At 45.2% G+C, this 24,774-nt stretch carries 17 protein-coding genes; 10 read left to right on the forward strand and 7 right to left on the reverse strand.

Features of this window, described 5'->3' with window-relative positions:
- Positions 1-237 precede the first annotated feature (237 nt).
- The gene (locus ON006_RS12495) at positions 238-648 is read left to right on the forward strand and encodes a RidA family protein (protein WP_244820123.1); all 411 of its coding nucleotides are present in this window, start codon (positions 238-240) and stop codon (positions 646-648) included.
- A 31-nt stretch (positions 649-679) separates the two neighbouring features.
- Here ON006_RS12495 and ON006_RS12500 read toward each other — a convergent pair whose 3' ends face one another.
- Positions 680-1,078 carry a Dabb family protein gene (locus ON006_RS12500; protein WP_244820124.1) on the reverse strand — a complete coding sequence of 133 codons (399 nt, stop codon included), beginning with the start codon at positions 1,076-1,078 and terminating at the stop codon, positions 680-682.
- Positions 1,079-1,334: 256 nt separating this feature from the next.
- Between ON006_RS12500 and ON006_RS12505 the strand changes: the two genes are divergently transcribed.
- From ON006_RS12505 to msrA, 3 genes are all read left to right on the forward strand, one after another.
- Entirely contained in the window at positions 1,335-2,171 is an 837-nt protein-coding gene (locus ON006_RS12505) for a helix-turn-helix domain-containing protein (protein ID WP_244820125.1), read from the forward strand.
- 60 nt (positions 2,172-2,231) lie between these two features.
- Entirely contained in the window at positions 2,232-3,125 is an 894-nt protein-coding gene (locus tag ON006_RS12510) for a DUF6528 family protein (RefSeq protein WP_244820126.1), read from the forward strand.
- A gap of 71 nt (positions 3,126-3,196) precedes the next feature.
- A complete protein-coding gene (gene msrA / locus ON006_RS12515; protein ID WP_244820127.1) occupies positions 3,197-3,685 on the forward strand; it encodes a peptide-methionine (S)-S-oxide reductase MsrA in 489 nt (162 codons plus the stop codon).
- A 77-nt stretch (positions 3,686-3,762) separates the two neighbouring features.
- Here the strand turns inward: msrA and ON006_RS12520 are convergent, their stop codons facing one another.
- Both ON006_RS12520 and ON006_RS12525 read right to left on the reverse strand, forming a co-directional pair.
- Positions 3,763-7,086, reverse strand: a complete 3,324-nt coding sequence (locus ON006_RS12520) for a tetratricopeptide repeat protein (protein WP_244820128.1) — start codon at positions 7,084-7,086, stop codon at positions 3,763-3,765.
- 16 nt (positions 7,087-7,102) lie between these two features.
- Positions 7,103-8,449, reverse strand: a complete 1,347-nt coding sequence (locus ON006_RS12525; RefSeq protein ID WP_244820129.1) for a sugar porter family MFS transporter — start codon at positions 8,447-8,449, stop codon at positions 7,103-7,105.
- Between the two features lie 214 nt (positions 8,450-8,663).
- Here ON006_RS12525 and ON006_RS12530 point away from each other — a divergent pair, with 214 nt between their 5' ends.
- Positions 8,664-11,495 (forward strand): DUF8487 domain-containing protein, encoded by a 2,832-nt coding sequence (locus tag ON006_RS12530; RefSeq protein WP_244820130.1) that lies wholly within the window; start codon positions 8,664-8,666, stop codon positions 11,493-11,495.
- A 7-nt stretch (positions 11,496-11,502) separates the two neighbouring features.
- Here ON006_RS12530 and ON006_RS12535 read toward each other — a convergent pair whose 3' ends face one another.
- A complete protein-coding gene (locus tag ON006_RS12535) occupies positions 11,503-12,432 on the reverse strand; it encodes an AraC family transcriptional regulator (RefSeq protein ID WP_244820131.1) in 930 nt (309 codons plus the stop codon).
- Positions 12,433-12,556: 124 nt separating this feature from the next.
- Between ON006_RS12535 and ON006_RS12540 the strand changes: the two genes are divergently transcribed.
- Positions 12,557-13,597: an aldose epimerase family protein gene (locus ON006_RS12540; RefSeq protein ID WP_244820132.1), complete on the forward strand. Its 1,041-nt coding sequence runs from the start codon at positions 12,557-12,559 to the stop codon at positions 13,595-13,597.
- Positions 13,598-13,618: 21 nt separating this feature from the next.
- Here ON006_RS12540 and ON006_RS12545 read toward each other — a convergent pair whose 3' ends face one another.
- From ON006_RS12545 to ON006_RS12555, 3 genes are all read right to left on the reverse strand, one after another.
- Positions 13,619-16,912 carry a VCBS repeat-containing protein gene (locus tag ON006_RS12545; protein WP_244820133.1) on the reverse strand — a complete coding sequence of 1,098 codons (3,294 nt, stop codon included), beginning with the start codon at positions 16,910-16,912 and terminating at the stop codon, positions 13,619-13,621.
- 75 nt (positions 16,913-16,987) lie between these two features.
- Positions 16,988-18,565: a RagB/SusD family nutrient uptake outer membrane protein gene (locus tag ON006_RS12550; protein WP_244820134.1), complete on the reverse strand. Its 1,578-nt coding sequence runs from the start codon at positions 18,563-18,565 to the stop codon at positions 16,988-16,990.
- Positions 18,566-18,622: 57 nt separating this feature from the next.
- On the reverse strand, positions 18,623-21,688 hold the full coding sequence (locus ON006_RS12555; RefSeq protein WP_244820135.1) for a SusC/RagA family TonB-linked outer membrane protein: 3,066 nt from the start codon (positions 21,686-21,688) through the stop codon (positions 18,623-18,625).
- A gap of 382 nt (positions 21,689-22,070) precedes the next feature.
- Between ON006_RS12555 and ON006_RS12560 the strand changes: the two genes are divergently transcribed.
- The 4 genes from ON006_RS12560 (at position 22,071) to ON006_RS12575 (ending at position 24,699) form a co-directional block, all read left to right on the forward strand.
- Positions 22,071-22,376: a hypothetical protein gene (locus tag ON006_RS12560; RefSeq protein WP_244820136.1), complete on the forward strand. Its 306-nt coding sequence runs from the start codon at positions 22,071-22,073 to the stop codon at positions 22,374-22,376.
- Positions 22,360-22,836, forward strand: coding sequence for a PDDEXK-like family protein (locus ON006_RS12565; protein ID WP_244820137.1), 477 nt, complete (start codon positions 22,360-22,362; stop codon positions 22,834-22,836). The genes ON006_RS12560 and ON006_RS12565 overlap by 17 nt, the downstream gene beginning before the upstream one ends.
- A gap of 103 nt (positions 22,837-22,939) precedes the next feature.
- Positions 22,940-23,701, forward strand: coding sequence for a GIY-YIG nuclease family protein (locus ON006_RS12570; RefSeq protein ID WP_244820138.1), 762 nt, complete (start codon positions 22,940-22,942; stop codon positions 23,699-23,701).
- Between the two features lie 128 nt (positions 23,702-23,829).
- On the forward strand, positions 23,830-24,699 hold the full coding sequence (locus tag ON006_RS12575) for a HEPN domain-containing protein (RefSeq protein ID WP_244820139.1): 870 nt from the start codon (positions 23,830-23,832) through the stop codon (positions 24,697-24,699).
- The last annotated feature ends 75 nt before the right edge of the window (positions 24,700-24,774 follow it).

Below are 24,774 nucleotides of genomic sequence, written 5' to 3' on the forward strand. Positions count from 1 at the left end.
ACAGACAAGCAGAAAGAAAAATCCCCATATTAGAACTTGATATTTTACAAAAAAGACAATGTTTTGGTGATTTATGATGGCAACGATACGCGCCAATGTAGAAGTTCAGCCTCAAATTACGAGGAGTGAAAATTGACTTTCTGAGACCATGTATTTACTTTTAGTCTACCGTAAACGATACTCTTCTATTTTGTGGCTAGTGTAACTTTATCAACAACACCATAAAATAATTGAGATATGAAATCAGGCGTAGAGTTTCTGAATCCGGATGAGCTCCTGAAAAATCCCGCGTTCACTCAGATCGCGGTTACCAGGGGAAACGGCAGCACCATTTACATCGGCGGGCAAAATGCCATCACCAAAGACCTGAAAATAATCGAGAAAGGCGATATCGCTAAACAAACGGAATACATTCTAAAAAACATTGAAATCGCCCTGGACGCTTGCGATGCGTCGCTGGACGACCTCTTTAAACTGACAATTTACATTGTCCAGGGGCAGGATGTCTTGAAGGGTTTTGAAGGGGCCCAGGGGTTCTTGAAAAAATTAAGTAATCCCCCAATCATTTCCGGAATCGTTGTTGCTGGCCTCGCTAACCCTGATTATCTGGTGGAAATTGAAGCCGTCGCATTCAAAAAGGAAAAATGATCCCGAGAAATAATTGGCGGATACGTTCGGTTTACCGCTTTGGTCCAACCGAATCATAAATCACGACCTTTTCCCACAAGTGCGAGTAGTTATTTCTGAAATCATCGTGGATAGGATGCTTTTGGTACAGCTCTTCGTCGGCCGGACTATCGAAGAAGCATAGCCATGAGTACACATAATCCCTGTTGATCACTTCACGGTTTGTCGCGGCGGGCGTGCCTATATGTACCATCTTGATAGTCGGGCATTTGGCCAGCTTGTTCAGGCCTTCGAGCAATTTGTCCTTGTCGGCAGCATTGCCCGCGTTCTTCAGATAAAACAATACGTGGTGGATGAATATGTCCTTCGGAGCTGACTCATTGGATAGCTGGATACCCAGTCCGGCAGCCACGCTGCTTTTGACAAAATTTCTTCGTGATTGATCCTTCATTGTTTCTGTCGTTTAAAATTGAGTTAAAAATGATGTTTAGCAGCGAATAACCGGTACAGGTTTTGGGTATATTTCCGTTGCATTCGGGCGCTCATCTTATTTGAAATAAAATCCATCAGAGTGGTTCATTATCTTCAAATTAACCTGTATTCAAACAGTATGCCAGGTACAGGAAACAAAAATAGGAGGCCTCACAGATGATCTCATTGTAAAAAACCATTATTTATCGGTAGGTTTATGACCACGACCAATCCCGATGAAACGATACATACTGCATACTCCTTTTAGCATTTATCATTTCGAGACCAGCACCTGGACGCATTCGGTCCATAAGCATACCTATTTCGAGATTATTTTTATACTCCGTGGAAATGGTATCCATCATATCAATGGCAATGCATTCCAGTATAACGAGGGGGATGTTTTTCTTTTAGGGCCTGAGGATTTTCATCATTTTGATATCGGGGACCCCACTGAATTTTGCTTTGTCCGTTTCAATGAGTCGATCCACAAGGAATATCCGGGCGACAAGGACCGGCCCTGGCAGCCTGTCATCCGGACATTGCTCAATACTTCGTCCCAGAGCCGTGGTTCCATTGTGGCGGACAAGCAGGAGAAGCAGAAACTGCACCATTTACTTCACGTGATGGAGGCGGAATATGCCAATGATCAGTCCCCATATTTTGAAATGATCCGCGACAGCCTGATGCGCAGCATGCTGGTCATTCTGGCCCGGAACCTGTTCAGTCAGACACCGGCAAGGCCCGTTTTAAAAGATTCGATAGAAGCAATCCTGATGTACATAAGGCAACATATTTACCAACCGGAAGACCTGAGTATTGAGCATTTGGCCAGTACATTCAATTATGCACCTGCCTATATCAGCCTGTTTTTCAAAAAACAAACCGGCGAACCGCTCAAACAGTACATTATCCGGCACAAGATCAAACTCATTGAAGCACGCCTGCTTTACAGCCAGCTTACCCTTACCGAAATTGCAGATGAATTTGGCTATACGGATGAAAGCCACCTTTGTAAACAATTCAGAAAATATACGGGCAGCAGTCCGACAACATTTCGCAAGAGAGCTTAGTACATAAATAATTTAGTATTTGACCCACAACAATTTACGGCAATAGAATTTATCCAAAACATGAAAAAGTTATTCCTGATCCCGGTTGTTTCATTCCTACTGAGCACATTCTGCGCCCCTTTTTCCGGCAATGCGCAGACGATCCCGCTCAAATCCTTCCTCGTATGCGGAGACAGCCAGGTGCTGATAGTAGATTACAACCAGTCGAAAGACAGTATTCCTGCGGTGATATGGTCGTGGGACGCGCGACAGGCGGTGGACATTCCGGAAAGCTACCGGACTACGAAATTTAAAACGATGGACGACTGCAAAGCTATCGCAAACGGAAAAAAGGTGTTACTATCCTCGTCCTCCGGCGCGATAGCCATTGTTGATATTGCTACCAAAAAAGTAGGATTTTACGCAGAAGTACCCAATGCACATTCCATTGCCCTATTACCCGACAATAAACTGGTAGCTGCTGCCTCCACCGCAACAACCGGGAACAAGATCGTGCTTTTTGATATGACCAAAGGAAATGAGCCGGTATTCACCGATACGCTCTATTCGGCTCACGGAACCGTTTGGGACGACACCCGCAAGCGTCTTTACACGCTCGGATACGAGGTTTTGAGGGAATATAAAATTTCAGGCAACAGACTGGATCTCACGCGACACTGGAAAATCCCGGGTATTGGCGGGCATGAATTGCTGATGTCACCGAACAATAATCAATTGTTTGTGACCGAGCACCACGGTGCCTGGATATTCGATCTTCAAAGCCAGAAATTTGAAAAAATAAAGGATTTCCCGGATCGGGAGAATATCAAAAGTTTGGGCCTGGATCAATCTTCGCAGTACATCTACACTTATCCGGAAGAAAGCTGGTGGACTTTTCATGTTAATTTCAAAAACCCAGCGAGAAGAATGGCTTTCCCCGATCTTCACGTTTACAAAGCCCGCTGGTTTTACTAGTATCTCGTAAGCGGCCGTAATTTGAGGGCATGGAATTTTTACAATGGGATTAATACATTAAAACAAACTATATGAATACTGAAAAAGCCATTTTGGCAGGTGGTTGCTTTTGGGGAGTAGAAGAACTTTTCAGACATCAGCCCGGCGTTATTTCAACGGTAGTGGGATACACAGGCGGAGATGTGCCAAATGCTACTTACCGGAATCACGGAACGCATGCAGAAGGTATTGAGATCGTGTTCGATCCTGCCCAATTAACCTATCGCGGACTCCTTGAATATTTCTTTCAAATCCACGATCCGACTACACGAAACCGTCAGGGAAACGACATTGGAACTTCCTACCGGTCTGCTATCTTTTATTTGGACGAAAACCAAAAGGAAGTTGCGGATACATTGATCGCCGAGATGGAAGCTTCGGGTGTATGGCCAGGCAAAATCGTCACCGAAGTAGTACCTGCCACTGATTTCTGGAATGCAGAAGTCGAACACCAGGATTATTTGCAAAAACACCCGGGAGGATATACCTGCCACTTTGAGAGACCAGGCTGGAAATTGTGATCATGAAGTAAGACTGGAAAGAGCCTTGGAACGTAAATTTCAAGGCTCTTTTGTTTGTGGCGAATTGACGTCACCGTCTACCCGATAGCCTGCGTTTTTCTGATCAGTCCCAAATGAATGATCGCACCGGCATGTGCCTGATCCTTAGCGAGCACTTTTCTGAACAAATCGTCCGCCATCTGATAATTCTCCAAACCGAGATAGCCTAGCGCTTTGATATAGAGACAATGGATCTGGTTAAGCACGTTCAGGTCTGAATCAAAAATCAATAAATCCGGGAGGGATACCGCGAAATAGTCCAGTACGACCTGATCGTCCTGATGCGCGTCGCCATACCCGATCAGTTTTTTAAAAATTGCCACCGCCATCTCCGCCTGTCCGAGCTTCTTCCATGCAAGTCCCTGGTAGAATATTTTGTCGGGCTGCTGATCATTATAAAATATGGCTGCCGATGGTTCACTAATACCTCTCGTGGCCTTTTTAAAGCACACTGCTGCAATATCAGGCTCATTCAATGCTTCATAGGCACATCCCAACCAGTAGAAAATATCATTCTCAGGCGCGTCCGGCAGCTTTCCCTCTCCCAGGTTGTGAGGTAACGTCTGAGCTGCTGTGAGTTGCGCTATCGCTTGCTGATAATTACCATTGGTCAGGTTTTCCTGCGCGAGACCTACCAATGCAAGTACGTACTGACCTGAAACTTTCCCTTCCCCACCCTCCCAAGGGTGAAATTTGCGGTTTTCAATGAGGTTTAATGCTGTGGCATGTTCTCCTGTCAAATTGCGTAACGCAGCGATTTCAAGATACAGGTCATCCCTTTTGGCGGCCGTATCAGCGTGCTGCATTAAAAAGCTCAGCCTCTCTTCCGGCGACTTGTTCAGCCGCAGATACAGCTGATTAACCTCCATCAATATACGCGCATCGTTGGGATCGAGGGCGAAAGCTTTTTCAAAATACGCCACTGCCAGCGACGCATCATTGCGTTTATTGAAAACAGCTATACCCAGGTTTCGCAATGCCGTGGGAAAGTCAGGATTGATCTTAATGGCTTGCTCCCACAACGTGATCGCCTCGGCATATTGCCGTTTGTCGTAAAACAGGTTCCCCAGATAATACGGCGCATAACCGTCCAACGGATTATTTTCAATGGCGGACCTTAAAACCAGAATGTCTTCCAGTTTATTCGGGAAACAATATTCCGGCTTCTGAGCTGCTGCTTTCGCAAGATAACCACTCGCCAGCTCGCCATTGCCCATAGCTTTATGAATGTGTGCCAAATGGTAATACACCATTGGGTTGCCCGAGCCCGATTTTTCTGCAAGGGTTAGAAAGTCCAGCGCTTCCCCGTATAAGCCCGCCCAGAAGTAATCCAATGCATACTCGATGTAGTTATTATCATCGTTTCTTGCCAGTTTTTCAATTTGAGAAAGGTCTTCGGCAGCACCATTCAAGGCCTGCTCGGTTTGAACAAGCTCGTACCTGGCAGCCAGATTAAACCCATCTCTGCGTATCGCTTCTTCACACACGGCAGCAGCCTCCCGGAAGCGTTCTAGTTTCCTTAAAATCGCCGATTTCACTACATATGCCTTGCTGCTGCGTGCATTACGATCAAGCGAAAAGCAAATGTGTTCCAGCGCAAGTTCATAGTCTCCCCGTTTCACATCTATCTGTGCAAGAGACAGATAAGCCGCATCCTGCCAGGCCGAAGACCAGGCCGCTTTGTAAAACGCCTTATAAGCATTGTCCGTTTTGTCTTGGAACAACAAACAAATACCCAGATTATAATAAGCCTCGCCGTCATAGGGATTTGGGTTGCGGCTGGTTGCGCTTTCAATCGCTTTTTGAAAATATACCTCACTCTTCGCGAACTGTCCTCTTCTGAGGTACCAGGCACCCAATGCATTGTTGTTTCGAATGTCGGAAGGATCGCGGCGAAGCGCCTCCTCATAATAGGGTACCGGGCTGTAAGTAGCATGCCGGTATTGCTCCAAATGGTGACCAATAAGGAAAAGCTGCTCATTACTTTCTACCTCTGCCGGAGCAGCCGGGGCAGCTGCGGGACTGGGAACTTCGTTTTTACGGTTAACAGAAGGCTCAAAGCGGATTTTCTCTTTTCCTGACTGATCATAAACCGCCAGCGAAAGTTGGGCAGGATCAATGTGAGCGGGTAGGATTAATGTGTGTTCAAAGATCTGCTCTGGCGTGATATTGGTTTGGATTTCAAAAATAACCTCAGAACCCTGCGCCAATTTAATGCGCAGATTTTCCTGATCGGACGTGACCAGTACCTGAATTTTGACCTCCGAAGCTTCGGTTTCCAGACTTATCAATATATCCTTCGTGGCGTTTTTGACCACTCCGAGTTCGTGATAAGGAAGAAAATACTGTGTAAATGACTTTTCTTCATTAGGCATCAGCCATGTAAAATCAGGCTGATTGTCGGTAAACATGCCGGTCATAAGCTCAATGTAAGGCCCGTCCTCATCGGTAAGGTTGCGGTCCCACGCCTGCCCGAAATCACCGTGGCCCCATGTCCATTGCTTTTTCCCCGGCGATACATGGTGGTTGGCAACGTGCAGCAACCCGGCCCTGGCATCGTGCTCATAACCTCCTACAAAATCATAGTCGGAATTAATGGCCATGTAGGAGGTAGGCACCGGTATGTTTTTGTACCGCGAAATATCAGTACCGGGAGAATAATCCACTTTATAGTAGGTACCGGTGGCTATCGGGAAAGTGGACACATCCCTTTTTCCATGATCAAAAACGGCATTGACGTCGGACGGGAACACAGACTGATAGTCGTCATTCACTTTCACGGCCGGATTTGCCCACCATAAAAATGTCTGTGGCAGCGTGCTGCGATTGTAAAGCTGGGCTTTGATTTCCAGGTAGGCATGATTGGGATATAGTGTAAAACCAGCCATTCCTTTTGTCCTGAACATCTTCTCGATCTCATTCACCCAAACCGTTTTACTGCCGTCAGCATTCTCTTCAATGCGGTAATCCACGTTTTCAAAAGTGGACGGACGGTGGTGCTGCGGCCAGTTGAACTCGATGCCGCCGGAAATCCACGGCCCCGTAAGACCTACTAAAGCTGGCTTGATTACCTGATTATAATAAACAAAATGCCTTTGTTTGAGTTTGTCATAAGCCATCTGAACACGACCACCCAGCTCGGGCAAGATCATGATTTTCAGATACTTGTTTTCAAGAAAAAGACCGGTATACTCCTTTTCAATTTTGGTATCAGATATTTTTTCGATCACCGGATTCGGGTAAACCACGCCGCTGCTTCCCTGGTATACTCTTTTCTCAAAAAACATGGGATTTTTCTCAGGCTCACCAACCTCATAAGTAGGAATGGTGACTTTTGCCTCCCAAATCTCGACGTTATTCATTACCGTGATAATTTGATTAATGTTTGATATAACTTTCTTCCAGATTCTCCAATGTCTGCCCTTTTGTCTCGGTTACTTTCGCTTTGATGAACACAAAACCAAGGAGGCAAATGGCGGCGTAGAGATAAAAAGGCCCGTATGCGCCCAGAGTTTTTGCAAGTACAGGAAATGTAAAAACCAGCACGAAATAAGCGCCCCAGAGAGATACTGTCGCAATGGAAATACCGACGCCTCTAATGCTGTTCGGAAATATTTCGGTGATCAAAACCCAGGTCACAGGCGCCAGTGAGGTGGCATACAAAGCGATTGCCGCCAGGACCAGTAGCGATACAATGCCCGCTGATGCGCCGTTTTGCAAAACAAATGCGAGAACCAGATAAGTGACCGCAAGCCCGAGCGAACCGATGAGCATGAGCGGCCGCCTGCCCAATTTATCCACCTGCCACATGGCTACAAGGGTAAAAACAAGGTTTACGACACCAATGGCCACCGTTTCAAAAAGCTGACGATCCAGGTCCGCGCCAACGGATTCGAATATGGTGGAGGTATAATTGAAGACCACATTAATCCCGCACAGCTGCTGGAATACTGCCAGCGTGATCCCCACGAGCAACGCAGGTCTTACAGTTTTTTGAAATACATCGGCATAAGAAGCTTTCGGCGCCGCTACCAATGTTTTTTGGATCGCTGCCTGGGTCATTTCAACAAAATGTTCATTGCCAATTTTCGCCAGTACCCGGTTCGCTTTTTCATGCTGACCCGCCTTCATAAGCCAGCGAGGACTTTCAGGAAGCCATATGACTCCGATCAGAAACAGAACGGCAGGTACAGCGCCCAGGCCAAACATCCAGCGCCAGGCATCGGGCCCGGTGTCGGCCAGCATATAATTGATCAAATTGGTAATCAGAATCCCGAAAACAATCGTCAGCTGATTAATGGATACATTACGGCCGCGCATCTCCGCAGGCGATACCTCCGCAATGTACATGGGACTGAGCATGGACGCCATCCCCACGCCTATACCCGCTGCGAACCGCATGATAATGAACACCGACAGATTGCCGGACAAAGCCATACCAATGGACGACAGCGCAAATATCGCTGCCGCGAGTACCAGTCCTGGTTTGCGGCCATACAGGTCCGCCATTTTACCCGCAACCATGCAGCCCAGCATACAACCCAGTGCGAGTGAGCCGGTCAGAAAACCCTCCCACCATACATCAAGCAGAAATTCGGCTCTGAGAAATGGCAGCGCACCGGAGATTACAGCGAAGTCAAATCCAAAAAGATAGCCCCCCAGTGCGGAAATAAGCGAAATGCCCAAAACGTAACCACCATTGTATTGTATTGGCTTGTCGATCATATCAGTTTTTATAAACGCATTAATATGCAAAAATGCCCTTTTGATTTGAATTACAGAATGGACTAACTTATCGAAATGATGAACTATACTCCTATGGCTTTAACTCCATTTAATATTGGAATAAAACAGAATAATCCATGAAATTCCGATTGCTATCCATTGAGTGCGGACGGAAAATGTAAGTACTTGCGCTTTTAACCGTATTTGATTTTTTATGCAACGACTAAGTACATTATCGCTTTTGACTGGCCTGCTTTTTCTGATCATTACCGGACATTTCAGTTCATCAGCCCAATCTACCATTTCTTTGCAGGGCGACTGGGCGCTTCTTTTGGATCCGACTGACAAAGGTGTGCGTAGCCACTACTGGAATGCAGCTTATCCTGACAAAGTAAAATTGCCCGGATCGCTTACGTCCAACGGTATTGGAGATACGATCAGCGTGAATACACCCTGGACGGGCGATTTGATAGATAGTACTTTTTTCAGATCGGACAAATATAAAACTTATAGAGAAGGACATGTAAAAGTGCCGTTTTGGCTGAATCCGACGCGATACTACGTCGGCCCCGCATGGTACAAACGAAGCATCGACGTCCCTGAAAAATGGTTAAAACAAAAGATCACGCTTAATCTCGAAAGGTGCCACTGGGAAACGTCAGTATACATTAATGGTACATTCTGCGGAGCAAGAAATAGCCTGGTAGCGCCGCACCGGTTTGATGTTACGCCTTATTTAAAGGCAGGACGCAATTCCATAGTGATCAGGGTTGATAACAGAATTAAAATAAATGTTGGCCCGAATTCTCACAGCGTATCCGACCACACCCAGACCAACTGGAATGGATTGATAGGCGGTATGTCTTTGCAGGTATCTGATCGTACCTATATTGACGACGTTCAGATCCATTCCGACATTGCGGCTGGCAAAGTGAACACGATCATTAAAGTTCGTCAGGACCGAAACCGGGTTTTTGAAGGTACTCTTGCCATTAAAGTGGGCGAAAACGGTAAAATCGTTGAGTTTCCGGTGCGGCTGACCAATGACACCACCACGCTTTTCGCTAGTTACAAGATTGACAATGCAAAACTCTGGGACGAATTTTCGCCGAATCTATATACGATGTCTGTTCAACTTAAAAGTAAGGATGGACAACTTGTTTCGGATCAGCAGCATACTTTCGGTTTGCGGGAACTTGGTAAAAAAGACACGCGGATAACAGTGAATGGCAGGCCAGTTTTCCTGAGAGGTGACGTCGATTGTGCCGCATTCCCATTGACCGGCTTCCCTCCGACTTCTGAGCAGGAATGGGAAACGATCATGAAAACTGCAAAAGATTATGGCCTCAATCACCTCAGGTTTCACTCCTGGTGCCCTCCTGACGCAGCATTCAGAGTGGCGGACAGGCTTGGATTGTATCTGTATGTAGAAGCGCCACTGTGGGCTAACCAGGGAAGTGCCGTCGGAACGGACGGTATCATTGATCGATTTATCTACGACGAATCTCTGCGGATCATCGCAGAATATGGCAATCACCCGTCATTTTGCTTTATGTCCTATGGTAACGAGCCTGCGGGTGCTGATCAGGAGGCATTTCTGGGCAGGTATGTGAATTTTTTCAAACAATATGACAGCCGGAGACTATATACCAGCGCCGCCGGGTGGCCTTCTATTCCCGAAAATGATTTTGACATTCATTCTGATGCGCGGATCCAGCGGTGGGGAGAAGAGCTAACCAGCATTATCAACAAAGGAACTCCGAATACGGCTTACGACTGGCGGGAGATCATAAAATCGCACCACCGGCCTTACGTCAGCCATGAAATCGGGCAATGGTGTGCATATCCGAATTTCGACGAGATCGCAAAATACACTGGGGTAACGAGGGCAGGGAATTTTGAGATTTTTAAAGAAAGTCTGCAAAAGAATGGAATGGGAAACCTGGCGAAACCCTTTTTGATGTCATCAGGCAAGCTGCAAGCACTTTGTTATAAAGCTGACATCGAGGCTGCGCTACGCACGCCAGGCTTTGCAGGGTTTCAACTTTTGGGCTTACACGATTTCCCAGGCCAGGGAACTGCATTGGTGGGCGTATTGGATGCATTTTGGCAGTCCAAAGGATACATTACCCCGGAAGAATACAGGACTTTTTGCAACGAAACTGTCCTGCTGGCCAAAATGAACAAGTTGCTCTTCACATCGTCCGACACATTCAAAGCAGATCTCGAAATTGCTCATTTCGGAGCGAACCAATTGACGAATCAGACTTTAATTTGGAGCATTATAGACGAAACCGGCAAAACGCAAAAGAGTGGCGAGATTCGGAAAGACCGTGTGCTGATCGATAATGCGCAGTCCATTGGCTCGATTACGTTTCCATTGGCCAATTTCAAGCGTGCACAACGACTTACCTTGAAAATTCAATTAAAAGGCACATCCATTTACAACAGCTGGAATGTCTGGGTGTACCCGGACAAAGTGGCTGAAAACACGGACAAGGTACTGGTGGTCAAATCGCTAACCCGTGAAGTGCTGGATCAGATCAAAAATGGCGCAACAGTGTATTTCGAAGCATTTGGAAAGGTAAAAAAAGAGCAAGGTGGCGACATTAAGATTGGCTTTTCAAGCATTTTCTGGAACACATCCTGGACAAAAGGGCAAGGCCCCCACACATTGGGCTTGCTGCTTGATCCCAAGCATCCATTGTTTGGAAACTTCCCGACCGACTTCCACAGCGACTATCAATGGCAGGAAATCGTAAGCCATTCTCAGGCAATGATGTTAGGCGAATTTGACCCGAATTTAAAACCGTTGATTCAACCGATAGATACCTGGTTTGAGAACAGAAAACTGGGGCTGTTATTTGAGGCAAAAATGGGCAATGGAAAGTTATTGATTTGCAGCGCAGACCTGGAATCCGATCTTGGTGAAAGACATTCAGCGCGGCAGCTGCGATACAGTTTGTTTAACTATTTGAACAGCAAAAAATTCAACCCATCAGTAGAAATTTCAGAGTCTGATATTGACAAGGTTTTTATTAAATAAAGAACTTTTATACCTGTCGCGCAGCAAAATTATCTTCGATCAGTAACCGTTTCTTTCTGTATTCAATCGGCGGGCATTCCATAATGTTCCTGAAAAGCCGGGAAAAATAGTATTGATCACTGATCCCGACTTTCTGCGCGATTTCACCAATCCGTAGATCTGTAAATTGCAGGTACTGACATGCTTTCTGAATTTTCAAATGATTGAAATATTCAATCGGAGCGTAACCTGTTTTTTTCTTAAAAAGCGCGGAATAGTGGGATGGCGAAATGTTGACATAGGCAGCAAAATCATCCAGTTTTAAAGTAGCATCGAGATGCTCCTGCATGTAATCAATGGTCTTGCTGATGGCGTCCTTGTCAATCGTTTTCCTTGTCAAAGTAAACTTATCACTCTGAATAAATGACACCAGGAACCGCCAGAGCGTCATGTTCACATAAATAAGATTGTCCAGCCCATATCCTTTTTCCAGCGCGTAGTACATATCATCAAACAACCGGACGCGCTCTTCATCATAAGGCACCGCATTGATATGGCTCTTCCCCGAATCCATCATCAATTTGGCAATCGCAGTCGCTTGCTCGCCCTTAATATGCATCCAGAAAATACTCCACGGGTGTGCCTCATCGGCTCCATACCGGTGAGGTGTCCCGGTCGGGATGATCAGAAATTCTCCGGTACTAATGGGCACAATCCCCTTATCCGGCATTTGCGCCCAGCCTTTTCCGTCTACACAGTAAATAAGGATGTTTTCAGGGACACCGTCCAGGCGCTGTCGGTAGTGAAACTGGGCTTTTGGATAAAATCCCATATCGGTGACGAACATGGCATTAATCGGTGCGGTTTCCGAGCAAATGTCAACCACACTTTTCGGTAGCACAATGGCTTGCTGGCCCGCAAATCCGTCTCTTTTCCTGGAAACAACAGTCTCACTCATAACGCGTCCTTTTCAACAAACCTAAATAATAAATTCATAATATTGTCTATCATAAATAAATTTTAGTGAAATTCCCCTCAGCTTAATTACAATACATTTGTAATGCACAAACGGCTCACTATTCATGTCAAAATATACATTCGGAACATTGCCTGATGGGAATGAAGTTTCGCTTTTCTTGTTGAAAAACAGCCGGGGCTATACGGCAGAAATACTGAACTATGGCGGAACAATACGATCATTGAATGTCCCCGACCGGAATGGAAAGATCATCGATGTGGTGCTGGGTTTTGAATTGCTCGAAGAATATGTAGCTGACCAAACTTACATAGGTGCATTGGTCGGCCGGTATGCGAACCGAATTGCAAATGGAACCATTGAAATTGGCGGCGAACATTTTCAGCTGTCGATAAATAATGGTAAAAACTGCCTGCATGGTGGGTTTAACGGATTCAATAAAAAACTGTGGGAAGTGACAGGTCATACCACCAATTCATTACAACTGAGTTATACCAGTCCGGACGGAGAAGAAGGATTTCCGGGAAATCTGACTGTCAAAGTAGCTTACACCTTGACCGAAAAAAATGAATTAAAAATTGAATATCGCTCTACTACCGACAAACCAACACACATTAATTTCACACAGCACAGTTATTTCAATCTTTCGCCCGCGTCGGATATGACGATAGCAAACCATTTTCTGCAAATACACAGCGACAGCTACCTTCCAAATAACGAGCAGTCACTCCCGACCGGAAGCTTTGAAACTGTATCGCAAACACCTTTTTCTTTTGTTGAATTGACAAAAATAGGCGACGCACTGGCAAGTAATGACATTCAAATGAAGATTGATGCGGGTATCAATCACAGCTATGTGTTAAAGACCCAAAATTCAAACGTGCTCAAACACGCTGTACGACTGGTTTCTGGGGAAAGCGGGATCACGATGGATACATTCACTACCGAGCCAGGGATTCATATTTATTGTGCCAATTATTTTGACGGGCAAGTAGTCGGAAAATCCGGGAAGCCTTATGCCAAATATGCAGGTATATGCCTCGAAACACAGCACTTTGCCGATTCGCCGCATCAGCCTCATTTTCCTTCAACATTACTTTTGCCCGGTCAGGAATTCACTTCGACAACATTGTATGCTTTCAGGTAAAATCTCGCAGAAATCCCAGTATCACCTTTTCGCAAAGACCACTATACCCGCCTTGTTTCTGGAAACTACGTAATAGCCACGCTTACCCGTTATTTTCCTGATGCTGCGGCAATCTCCATTCACAAAAAAGCCCGATACGTCGGTAGCAACCGGCTGGAAATTTCCTTTCCCATTCCCTTTCACAAACACACCGTAAGAAGCATCATATTGGCCCGCACCAGGTTCAGTAGTGTAGTCATTGCCAGCCAAAAGCACGTCCGGATTCCCGTCCCCATCCACATCGTCGATCAGTATGTCCTGTACTACTGATAGTTGCGCGATCTGAGGCAATGGTTTTATTTCAAATTTGCCTACACCTTTATTCTCAATGTATACACTTTGTTGTTCGAAGGCTTTGCTCACTGTCACTGCCTTTTGTTGCTCAGCAGTCAGCAATTCACTCATTTTGATCTTGGAATATAAGGCATATGACTGAAATCGCTTTTTAAAAACCGGTATTTGCCTCGTCAGCTCATCCCTCGACGGCACCGGATACTCGGTTCCGTTCAGAAAATAAGAAGGAATGGCGTCATAGCGGCCATTTGCGTCCAGATCAGCACTATAAACCGACATTGGCGCTGCTTTTGAAAACCGATACCGGCTGTTTAACCCAAGATTCCCAGCCACAAAATCCAGGTCACCGTCGTGATCGAAATCAGCCGCTTTGACGCAATTCCAGAAACCGTTTGAAGAAGGAAAACTGTTAGCATTCGAAAATTTCCCCTTGGTATTTTTATATAAAGTCAGCGGCATCAGTTCGCCCGTCAGCATCAGATCCGGCCAGGAATCATTATCAATATCGACCCAAACAGCGTCGGTTAACATACCAATGTTCCGTAACTGCGGCGCTACCGAATCCGTCACATCTGTAAAATGGCCATTGTCATTCCGTAAAATGCAACTTTCGCCTGCTTTTGGGTAGCCCAGCGGCATAAGCCTGCCACCGCGAAAGAGATCCAGATCACCGTCATGGTCAAAATCGGCTGCGACGACACAGGAACCGCTGTGCCGGATTGCGGGCAAGAGATTCAATGCGGCTGTAAAATTGCCCCGGCCGTCATTGAGATAGATCCTGTCCTGATAATATTCCGAGCCATCGAAATACTCATTGGAACCACTCACAATGTAGAGATCAAGATCCTTGTCACCGTCCAAATCCGCCAGTAACACGCCGGTGTCTTCCTCATCCTTCTGCTCGTTTACTCCTTTGATGGGCTTCGGACTAAACTTACCGGATGCACTTTGAATGTAAAAACTGCCCTGATGATGGTAAGAACCACCCACATAAAAATCTTCCAGCCCGTCGCCATTGACATCGCCCACGGCCATTTTCGGGCCCTGTCTGGAAAGCATGTGCAACAGCATTGGCTCCTGATTATAATCCATGTAAGGTTCTTCCTGATGCAGATAATCGATCCCGGTTTGCAATGTCACTTCTTTCAAAATCGGAGTGATAAGCTGTTTGTTTATAGTGGTTTGCCCTGCATTTTGGTAATTCAATGTCAGTACTTGATTGGCATTAACCTTCTGTACTGTCTGGCTTTTCCCGTCAGGCCATACCACGCGGACAGAATCAGCCAGCTTTGCATTTCCGAGACCAAAATGAACCTGATAGTCACTGGAAGACTGGTATCCTCTGGTTACGGAGTGATTAATTTGCTGCAAACCACCGCCGGTGTAAAGCGTAACTTCTGCTCCCAGACCATTCACGTTGCCCTTTTTCCCTTTCAGGTTAATGTTCAGAAAATTCTTTCCGGTGGTGTTATTCTGAAAAATAAATGCTTCCTGATTGATATTATTCACCACCAGATCCAGGTCTCCGTCGCCGTCCAGATCTGCATAAGCCGAGCCATTTGATAATGAAGGTGCGTCGCCAAACCATTCTTTTGTTTTATCGGAAAAAGTCAGGTCTCCATTGTTTTGGTAAATGAAATTGTTCTTTTTCAAAGTCTTCATTTTCAGCGCTTCGACCTTCATCCGGTTGTCAATAACCTCTTTGGATGCTCCGCCTTGCGCCATTTCCGCATTGTAGGCTACGAAATCAAGATCTGTAATATCACGCAGATAACCATTGGTAATGCACAGATCCTTGTAACCGTCATTGTCAAAATCCGCGAAAAGCGGCGACCAGCTCCAATCCGTGCTGTGTACGCCTGAAAACTGCCCGATCTCTGAAAAATGGACCGGTCTCTCCGCCCCTCCGTTTCCTGCGCTGGCATTCAATTGCAACATATTCCGCATATACTGAGGATGATAACCCAGCTGGCGCGCCATTTCAAACTGCTGAAAATTAGCCGGTCCGGCCATCAGTTTCCGTTGTTCATTGTCAGTCGGAAGCATATCGACGGTCATCAGGTCAATCTTTCCGTCATTGTTAAAATCCGCCGCATCGGTCCCCATTGTAAACTGGCTGTGGTGCCCGAATGCTTCCTTGGCCGCCTCTCTGAACGTACCGTCCTGATTATTAAGATATAACAAATCGCTGGACAGAAAATCATTGCCCACCATGATATCGTCCCAGCCGTCACCATTAAAATCAGCGACCGACAATCCCAGGCTCATGCCATCGTGAACAATGCCTGCGTTCTTGGAAACATCCGTGAATTTGTCACCATCATTCCGGTACAGCCTGTCAGCCGAAAGACCGGTTCCGTCATTGACCGGCGCAACCAGTTTATTGGGGTTTCTGACCAGATTGGTACTCGTGATCAGGAAAAGATCCAGGTCGCCATCTTTGTCATAATCCAAAAATGCCGCCTGATTGGTAAATGTCGTATCCGCTATCCCCAACCGTTCCGCCGATTCCTCAAACCGCATATTGCCTTTGTTGAGATACAAATGGTTTTTACGTTTCTCAGCCGGATAATTACCTGATTTACAAACATAAATATCCATCAAACCATCGGAATTCACGTCCGCCATGGTTACGCCGGTGCTCCACCCTCCCGTTTTGATCCCCGTAGCTTCCGTAATGTCTTCGAAATGAAGCTCGCCGTTTTCCCCTTTTCCCTTGTTCAGATACAGTTTATCAGCAACCTGATTTCCGGTAAAATAAAGGTCCGGCAGCCCGTCGTTGTTGACATCACCTGCCGATACGCCACCGCCATTGTAAACGTAATAGTAGTCAATGAGGTTAAAATCGTCGTTTTCGTGGATGGTATTCTCAAATTTCACACCTGTTTGTGCAGACGGAAGCAACGTGAAAAGTGTCTCCTGCTTCTCGCGGCAGGAAACGATCAAAAGCCATAACAGACAACAAACCAGCTTAACTTTCATTTTCTTCAAAAACATGAATGCTTAATATACAAAAACGGGGAGCCTGTTCAGCTCCCCGCATCAATATTCAACCTGCTATTTCCATTCCGGGTTTTGCGCCACATTAGGATTTCCCTGAATCTCAATCAGCGGGATCGGAAGCACGTAATCCTTCGCCTTGGGGACACGCCCTACCTTATATGTAGCCGAGTAATGTTTGATGTAATCTCCCAGAAAATCAGGAGAACCGCCAAACTTGCTCTTTCTCCGCAGTTCCGGGTAAGCCACCTGTTCAAAAGCAAATTCATGCATGATCTCATCCACGATTGCACTCCGCAATGTAGCCTGCGTCAGCCCTTTCAATGGGGTAAGTCCCGCTCTGGACCTCACCTTATTGATACTTTCATAAGCATCGCCTTGTCCGCTTTCATTACAAGCCTCCGCGTGACCGAGAAGTACCTCTGCAAAACGCATGTAGATCGTATTTTTCTCGGTAGTGGAGTAATTTTTGTCCAGCTCCACCAGCTTCGAAGACCACGCTTTGCTAAAAATCAGTTCCTCTGGTTTGTTCGGATTAGCATTCGGATCAACCAAACCACCGAATCGGGAAAGATTATAATCCGCTTTTGCTGACCATTTTACAGTCGGAAATTTACCATCTGCTGTTTTAGCAGTTCTTCCCGTCGGGTAAGACTCTACGAATGTACCGCCAATGCGTTTATCATTGTCCTCATACGACATTCTGAAATCCTTTGTAGCGCTGAGCCAGCTCCATCCGGCGCCGCCCAGGTCACTCGGAAAATCCTCAGGATTGAAATGCGCCGAGTGGTTATTGTATTCCGAGGAATTCGCTTTGGCCGAAATCTGCGCTTCAAAGATCCGCTCGCCCTGGTTTTCGTGGTCCACGTCGAAATTATTGGTAAAATCCGGGTACAGCGTCATGCCACTGTTCTTAATGATATCCTCGGCAGTTGCTTTTGCGTCAGCCCATTTTTCGTCCCACAGCTGCGCCTTCATCAACAGTGTTTTCGCTGCCCATTTGGTGGCACGACCCGCATCGGTACCGGTATAATTTGCCGGTAAAACAGCAGCTGCGGCAGTAGCATCGGCGTAGATCTGATCAATTACTTTTCGCTTTCCACCTGCATTGTCCGGCAGGTCGTTATAACTTTTGGTAGAAGTGGTCTTGATCGGAGGATTATCGAAATATCTCAGCAATTCATAGAAGTAAAATGCACGAAGGAATTCTGCTTCCCCCTTGATCCTCTTCACTTTATCGACGTTGGCCGGGTCATCCATTGCGTCTGCCACTTCAATGAGCTTGTTGGCCCGGTCAATAGAACGGTAGCATTCCTGCCAGTAAACATTGATATAATCGTCCGACGGACTGATGTTCCCGAGATTATATTGCAGCGGTCCCTTCTCCCACCCTACCTGATACCCTACCAGACATTCAAATACATAGCGGTTATAAAAGTGGTTGAACCAGTCGCCATTACCCATACCCAGGTCGTCATATATCGCATTCACACCTAATTCCAGCTCCGTCGCCGATTGGTAAAAACTATCCGGATTGATGAAATCGGGCTTTTCTTTAAGATCGGAACAGCCGGCAGTCATCAGCATTCCTACGGCCACTGCGAGTTTGGCTTGTTGTATCAATTTGTTTTTCATTGGATCAATATTGTTATGTTATAAAAACATTCAGCTCTCTATCTCTTCGTCAACTTGTTAGAATCCCAGATTCACACCTACTGTGACCGTACGGGCACGTGGATATGCATCATAATCGTCGCCACGGTTCAGGTTACTCTGTCCGCTGTTATTCACCTCAGGATCAAAGCCTTTGTACTTGGTAATGACGAACAGGTTCTGACCACTTACAGACACTCTGGCCGAGCGGATAAAGTTGCTGGTAAGGGGGATATTGTAGCCCAGTGAAACGTTTTGCAATCTTACAAAAGAGCCGTCCTGGATAAAGAATGACGATTTACGGAAGGAAATAAAGTCTCTTCTTCCATCGATCACCGGTCTATTTCCATTCGGGTTCTCAGTACTATATGAATCCGTAAGGATGTTGGAAAGCTGGTTGATCTTCTGTACGCCGTCGCCTATTTCCGACTGTTGCAAATTCCTTACCTGATTGCCCTGCACGCCCCGGAAGAAAATACCCAGATCAAAGCCCTGGTATTTCAGTGAGCTGTTTAGTCCCCAGGTAAATTTCGGGTTTGGATTACCAATAATTTTATAGTCGTCCGACGTGTATTTGCCGTCACCATTCACATCTGTATATTTCGGATAACCTGCTTTGGCTGAAAACGTTGCTGCTTCACTATCCGAAGTAAACAAACCTGCATATTCATATCCCCTCCACACACCGATCGGGTTGCCTGCTTGTACCCAGCTTCCGTCGATACCCAGGTGACCGCTCGGGCTGCTCGCGAAGTATGGTGTGCTTTTACCAAGGTCTGTCAAATTGTTTCTTACATAAGAAATATTTCCGCCGATATCCCATTTAAGTCTCTCTCCGTCAATGGCTTTATAATTGGCTTCGAAATCCATCCCTTTGTTGGTCAATGTTCCGGAATTGAGCAAAACTGTGCCAAATCCTGTGCTCTGCGCGATGGAAACATATAGAAGCAAATCAGATGTTTTGGTGTTGTACCAGTCGATCGAAAGATCCAGGCGATTTTTCAGAAGCCTTGTATTTAACCCAATATTAAGCATTCTGGTCGATTCCCATTTAAGGTCCGGGTTGGCGATGTTGTTGGCACCATAACCTGCACTCAGCTGGCCACCAAAGACATAATTGTAAGGTACCAGCCCTGAAACAGATTGGTAAGGAGGAATATTCGAGTTCCCTGTCACCCCGTAGCTCGCCCTTAATTTCATGTCGTCGAAAATGTTGCTCAGCCTTGAATCCGTGAAGAACTTCTCGTTGGCGATTTTCCATCCCAAAGCCGCCGAAGGAAACATGGCGTATTTATTGTTCGGGCCAAATTTTGAGGAACCATCACGACGAACCGTAACCGTCAGCAAATATTTGTCATAGGCCGAATAGTTCAGGCGACCGATCACCGATTGCAGGTTCCATTCTTGTCTTCCCGAATAAGGCGTCTGAATTTTAGATCCGTTTTGCAAATTCATCGAATTCACGTCGTCCGAAGGCAAGCCAAACGTGGACGCCGACGCATACTGGTTTATTTCATGCTGGAATGTGTAACCCGCAGTGGCATCGATAATGTGGTTGGGAGTTAGTTCTTTGTGATAAAACAATAAGTTTTCGTTCAGGAGATTGGTAACATTCCGGTTAAACTTGTCGAGCTCACGGGCATTCTGGCGACCGAGTCTGGTGAAGCTGTTGAAGAACGAAGTACGTCCTGCACTCACCACGTCAGCACCGATGCTGGTTTTAAATTTAAGGCCGTCGAAAATCTTGAATGTAACAGCAGTGGTTCCGAAAAGGCGGTTTGTAGCGTCCCTGTCATAACCTTCCTTAGCCTCGGCCACAGGGTTAATGCTGAAACGACCGTCGTAGCTTGGATAATTATAGCCTCCGTTATCATTGTAAATTGCAACCGTAGGGTCCAGTCCCAAAGCAGTGATCATGATCCCGCCGGGGCCGCCGCGATCCGTAGGTACGTTGTTGGAAATCAGGCGACTGTACGACCAGCTGTTGCTAAGCGTAGCCTTGCCGCCGAGGAAATCGTTGTCCAGGTTAAACCGGAAACCGTAACGTTTGAAATCAGTATTGATGATGATACCCTGATTATCAAGCACATTCGCACTGAATGCATACTTCATTGTTTGATTACCACCTGAAAATGTCAGCTGATGGCTCTGAATGCTGCCCGGGCGTGTTACCGCGTCAACCCAGTTGGTTCCTGCACCGGCCGCCGAGATCTGGTCGGCGCTATACCTGCCCGCACCGCCCTGGCTCACTTCCAGCTTGTTGATATACCGCATATAGTCATCTGCACGAAGCATATCAATTTTTTTGGCCATATTCTGGAACGAATAAGAACCATCGTAGGTCAGCCTGCCGCCGCCTTCCTTACCTCTTTTGGTAGTGATCATCACCACACCATTGGCACCACGGGAACCATAAATAGCAGTACCCGAAGCGTCTTTCAGCACTTCAATGGACTCAATATCATTGGGGTTAAGCATTGCCAGCGCATTGGATGGCTGACGGTTTCCGCCTGTTCCCACTGCATTATTATCAGGATAAATAGGCAATCCGTCCACGACATACAAAGGCTCTGAACCGCTGAGAATGGAGTTAGGGCCACGAACCCTCACCGAAAGCCCACCGCCTGGCGCAGCCGAAGACTGCGAGATCTGCACCCCGGAAACACGTCCCTGCAATGCCTGATCGAGCGAAGTAACCGGAAACTCTTTGATTGCCGCACCTTTCACACTGGATACGGATGCCGTAAGGTCACTTTTCTTTACCTGTCCATAACCCACCACGACCAATTCTTCGAGTGCCTTGGTGCCCGATATCATCTTCACATTCAGTGTTGTCGCATTATCGGTCGTTACCTCCTGCGTTTCAAACCCGATAAAGCTGAAAACCAGTTTGGTCCCAGCCGCAGCTTCGATTTTGAAGATACCTTCAGCATTTGTCGTCGTTCCTTTGCTCGTCCCTTTTACCGTGATGCTCACACCAGGAAGTACCTCGTTGTTGTCTCCTGTAACCTTGCCTGTAAGCTCGCCCTGGGCATACGCGCCCATCGACGAGAATACGATCAAAGCCAAAAGCATTCTTCTCATCAGAAGTATTAATCGCTTCATAAGAAATTGTTTTAAATGTAGAAAAGGTCTTTTTAAACTCTTTATTGTAGAAAAATAAATTAGTATAGTACTATTTGCAACCACACAAATGTCCTCGTTAATAACCTCTTAGAAAATGGATTCTCTTTTCTAAATGATGGACAATCCTATGAAATTCTTGAATTTTAAGCCACATTTCCCGTATTGAAAACAATGCGAGAGATATCAGGCTGTCGACTTTGGTGTGGATTGTTGGAGAAGGTCTGGGTAGGAATTTGAAGCTAAATGTGACGGATTGAGGACTATTGGTGGTTTTTGGGCTTCTTTGATGTATACTAGAGGTCGAGCGCAAATCTCATTACGATGATAATTTCCTATATTTGAATGTAAAATTTTCTGAGCAATGGACGCAATCAAAATAAAGGTAAATAAGCAAATGGATGGATACTCATTCAGTATCTCACCTTCCATTCGTGACTTCATCAGGAAGCTTTTTCCTAATGCGCATCCCGCTAACAATATTTTTGTAGGGTATGACACAAAAAGCAATTTTGAAGTTTATGCTGGAAAACTCGAAAGTCAAATCTATCCCGCGTTATTAGGTGTTGACAGTAAGAGTGATCTCAATCAATTTGATGAAATTCAATTCGTTGACACTCAGACTGGAAACGTACTATACAAATTAAACCCGCGTGACGAAAAAGTTTAATCAATATCTTGGGAAGGCTGGGCACCTGGCAATTATGTCTGAATTTTTAATGCTCGGCTGGAATGTCGCTATTCCCGAAGTTGATATCGGGGATGACATCTTTGTGGTTCAGGATGATAATGGTACATTAAGACGGGTACAAGTTAAAACGTCAACTTCTACCTCACGAAAAGATAGTTTCAGCGGCCAATTCAATGTGTCTGTTAAAAATCTTCAGAATATTTCGAATATACCGGTTCACTATGTATTCATTGTGAGACATAACGATGAATGGTCGAAGCCAGTAATTATCAGACAAGATTATCTACTCAATCATTTTGAAAATGAAAATGTAGGTTCTGAATCCAAGGGAAACATTACGTTTTACTTTTCTTTCTCAAAAGGAAAGGCGGAGTGTTCTGGGCAGGATTTCACTAGATACATTAAGGATTATACTGACTTCCCTAAGATAGAGCATTAACTGCGCTAAAAGTAATATTGTGACTAGCTGATTAGAATTGCTCAATGCACAAAAAATATGTCAATTAACAAGTTGTATGTTATTTTAAAGCCACCCTTCAAGTATGAACAGATTACTTAACATTGGTTTTATTTCGGTTGGACACTGGACACTTAATGATGACGCTATTAAATACAACTTGACTTCTCATCACACAACAACAAACGTTCTATATAGTTTTATTTCCAATGGCGACATAAAGTATATTGGAAAGACCAAAATGCAGTTGTCTCAAAGAATGTATGGCTATCAAAATCCCGGTTCTTCACAAACAACCAATATAAGAGTAAATGCAGCAATTAAAAGTTTGCTGTTCAATGACTCGCCAGTTGACATTTTCATTTTAACAGATAATGGGCTTTTGAACTATGGTGACTTTAGAATTAATCTTGCGGCGGGACTTGAAGACACTTTAATTTATCGAATAAATCCCGAATGGAATCTTTTCGGACGAAACTTAATTTCTGTCGACGCAGAAAGTGAAAAACCAGAGCTTTCAAAAGAACCCAAGTCAACTGCTGCGCTCATTCCAGTGTTAACAACACTAAATATTTTGCTTGGACAGGCTTATTTTAATCAAGGCTTTTTCAATGTTGGACGAGAACATTCAGAATTGTTTGGAGCTGATAATGCTATCATAGACATACAATTAGGTTCAAGTGGCGACACTACAATTCTAGGCTATATCAACCGGACTGCAAATAAAAATGGGACGCCAAGAATAATGGGCGGCAAAGAACTTCGTGACTGGATTAAAAATAATTTTAAGCCCAATGACATAATGAAGGTTGACATTATTTCACCAATTGCAGTCCGTTTATATTGACACATTGAACCAACAAGATATGATTGCGAGATTAGTTTGGAGGAAAATATACTTCTTGAACTCTTGAAACCAGACACTTCCAAAAATCAAAAAATCCTTAGCCTACCACACTAAAAACCCACACACACATGAAATCAACCCTCTCCCACCTTCCCGAAGACAAGCAGGAAGAATTAGAAGCTCTCACCAAAATCATTGTTGAAAATGTACCCGCCGAAATGGTCATTCTTTTTGGCAGCCATGCTCGTGGCGACTGGGTAGAAGACTTTCAGGAAAACACTGAGTATGTTAGCGATTATGACATTCTCGTTGTTACAAAAGACAGGAAATCTGCCAAAGACGACAAAAAGTGGTGGGACCTGAACACGAAAATAAATAGTAATGATGAGCACACAAAAGTCACTATCATTCAACATAGCATTGGGTTTGTAAATGATAAGATCGAGCGTAATCAATATTTTTTTGTCGATGTTTTAAAAGAAGGAATTATGCTTTTTGATTCGGGAAAATGTAAATTATCCGAACCGAAAAATATGAATCCCGAGGAGAGACAGAAAAAAGCAAAAGAACAGTTCAAGCCATGGTTTGAATCTGCAAATCTTTTTTTGGATGGCTTTGAATTCTATTTTTTGAAGGGAGAAAATGACTCGGCGCCGTATAAGATTGCTGCATTCGAACTTCACCAAGCCACAGAACGATATTATACTTCCATTCTTCTGGTCTTCACTGATTACAAACCGAAAATCCATGATATTGAAGAACTAGGAAATCAGGTATCGAAACAGCATCCAGATTTTGCGAAGGTTTTCCCGAAAAATACAGACGAGGAAAAGAAGCTGTTCCAACTCTTACGGAAAGCTTACGTTGATTCGAGATACGATATGAATTACAAGATTGAAAAAGCAGAATTGGAATATTTGAGTGATCGGGTGAAACTGTTGAAAGACTTGACCGAACGGATTTGTAATGAGCGGATTGCGCAGTTTATGGAAGGGTAATACGCGAATGAAATGAGTGCATTTCTTTTCATCGTATCTGGCCAAACGTTTATGATGTATGGCGAGAATTTTGTA

Source organism: Dyadobacter pollutisoli (assembly GCF_026625565.1).
Taxonomy (GTDB): domain Bacteria; phylum Bacteroidota; class Bacteroidia; order Cytophagales; family Spirosomataceae; genus Dyadobacter; species Dyadobacter pollutisoli.